At 36.9% G+C, this 2,651-nt stretch carries 1 protein-coding gene and 1 tRNA gene; one reads left to right on the plus strand and one right to left on the minus strand.

Annotated elements, in window-relative coordinates:
- Window positions 1-292 precede the first annotated feature (292 nt).
- Window positions 293-366, minus strand: a tRNA-Pro gene (locus DBR11_RS08170).
- 450 nt (window positions 367-816) lie between these two features.
- On the opposite strand from DBR11_RS08170, the gene DBR11_RS08175 reads away from it, so the two are divergent.
- Window positions 817-2,460, plus strand: a complete 1,644-nt coding sequence (locus DBR11_RS08175; protein WP_108551444.1) for a tetratricopeptide repeat protein — start codon at window positions 817-819, stop codon at window positions 2,458-2,460.
- Window positions 2,461-2,651 lie beyond the last annotated feature (191 nt).

Genomic DNA, 2,651 nt, shown 5'->3' on the forward strand with positions numbered 1-2,651 from the left:
GGGCTTACTCCACAATTGAATATACTGTGAATAGAGTCAATTAAAAGCAGCTATACAGCGTCAGTTTACTGGTGCATATAACCAGAATGGCATCACCTAGGCCATAAAAGTTCTGTATACGAGGATGGGAGCAAAGCGTATGTGGGGGCTGATTACAAAGGTTACCCAGCCGTTCCAGTTATTTCCGATAGGTTTCTTAAATAGTGTCTATTCCTTAATTGTATTGTTTACGCGATTAATTTGATTAAAAACAAAAAAGCCTTTAAATCTTAGATTTAAAGGCTTTTTTTAGTCGGGGTGGCAGGATTCGAACCTACGACCTCCACATCCCAAATGTGGCGCGATACCGGGCTACGCTACACCCCGAACTTTATTTACAAGTTAGTAACTGAGTTACTTCGTTGTTGGGATTGCAAAAGTAGAACTTTTGTTTTTAATTTCAAAATATTTTTTAAAATATTTTCAGAAACTTTAATCTGATATTGATTTTAATTTCTTAGTCTTTCAAAAAATAGAACTAGTACTAATTTCCTTGTTCTTACAGCTACTTTCCCGTTTGCTGTGCTGCAAAGGTAAATAAAAAAGGCACACTTTTATAAGATAATGCATTTTTTGGAGCGGAAAAGGGCTAATGTATTCTATTTCAGGGGGAAAATTTTTATCGGACTTGTTTGTAAGCCCGAAATCTCCTGTTTGCGTGTTTAGAGCCTTGTAAACATTAAATTAATACTGAAGTTAAGTGTAGTTAATGTTAAGGTAACATGTAAATGGTTCTTTTGTGTTAATTATTCGATTGAAAATCAAATCTTTTACTATATGGTTAACCGATACTTAAGGTTGCTTATTTTTATATTGGCTGCTTTGGGGCAAGTGTATGCTGTACAGGGCAGGGCTCAAATTAACGGTGGTAATCTGCTGAAAAGAACAGAACAGCTGAGCAGGCAATTTCCAGATTCTGCTTTTTTATTGCTGAGAAAGCTCTATGCAACGGCAGAGAGCAGTAAGGATATTCTTACTGCCGGGATTTGTATGCAACAAATGGGGCAGATTTGTTTTAACGAAGGACATTATGCGCAATCTCTGGATTTCTATCAGCGGGCGGAAAAGATATTCAGGGAACAAAAGAATCCGATATTATTAGCGGCAACCTTAAACCACACCGGCTTGCTTTATTATTATAATAAACAAAATGATAAAGCTTGGAAACATTATAACCAGGCTTTAAGTTTATACGGAAAATCAAATGATAGAGCTGGCGTCGCAGAAACCTATGGTAATTTGGGTCACTTGTTTGAAAAACGCCAACAATATGACAGCGCTTCATTTTATCAGAATCGTGCACTTGCGGAATATAAGTGTGTTGGAAATAAATTCGGAACAGCCAAGATCTATGAGAACCTGGGGAGTATTTATGAAGATCTGGCTAAATATGATTCCGCTTACCATTGTTTTAATACAGCCAGGGAGTTATATGCCACAGAACATAACGAAGTAGCAAGTATAGAAGTGATTAATAATTTGGGCGATATACTAAGAAAAACCGGTAAATATAGCGAGGCTATGAAACAAACACGGAAGGCTCTTGTACTTGCGCAAAAAACAAACAACCTGTATCAAATCGGATCGGCTTACCGGGATATTGCGAAGACCTTCAGATTGTTGAATCAACTGGATAGTGCTTATGATTATTTGGAGCTTAGCCGGAAATATACAATGGAAGTTTACTCTAAGGAAGGAACACAGCAAACCTCTTTCCTTCAGGTACTGTATGATACCGACAAAAAGAACAGTGAAATTGTCCGTCTGGAAAACATCAGGAAAACCAACACGATTATCGCAATAGCTACGGGCTTAGTTCTAATACTGCTATTGATATTAGTCTGGACCATTTTTAGCAGACAAAGGCTGAAGATCAGGGATGAGAAATTAATAGCCCGGAAGAATAGGGATGTGTATAACGCACAGCGGGAGTTAATGGAGATGGAACTTCGAAACAAACAACTGGAAGAAGAAAGCTTAAAACAGGAACTGGAACTAAAAACAAAAGAACTGACCTCACATACATTGAACCTGATCCAGAATAATCAGCTACTCGAAGAGGTGCGGGAGAAATTACATGCCTTGGTGAAGGATGATAAACGAGATCAGAAAAAACAACTACAGCAAATTGTTCAGCAGATTACCCAGAGTTTTAACAATGATCAGCATTGGAAAGAATTTGCAAATATATTCGAACAGGTACATCAAAGTTTTTATGATCAGCTTAAAAAGCTCAGTGACGATCTAACCTCTAATGATATAAGGCTATTGGCACTGTTGAAAATGAACCTAGCCTCTAAGGATATTGCTTTATTACTTGGAATTTCTCAAGATAGTTTACGCATTGCGAGATACCGTTTAAGAAAGAAATTAAACATTCCAACAGGAGACAACCTAAGTACGTTTATCCAAACGATTTAGTTTGAGTTTTAGTGCTTAACAATGACTTAATACATGGGTAACCAAAGGTTAATGGAGATTTTTAATTATTTAAACTGCTGTTTTATAATTGTTTATGTTTTTGTTTGTGGCCTTGTTGCTTTGATGTATACGTCAGTTTTTGCATGTATCTTTTTTGTATACGGTGCTTTTTACAAAGCCCGGTCCTGAGT

The organism is Pedobacter sp. HMWF019, assembly GCF_003061025.1.
Taxonomy (GTDB): Bacteria; Bacteroidota; Bacteroidia; order Sphingobacteriales; family Sphingobacteriaceae; genus Pedobacter.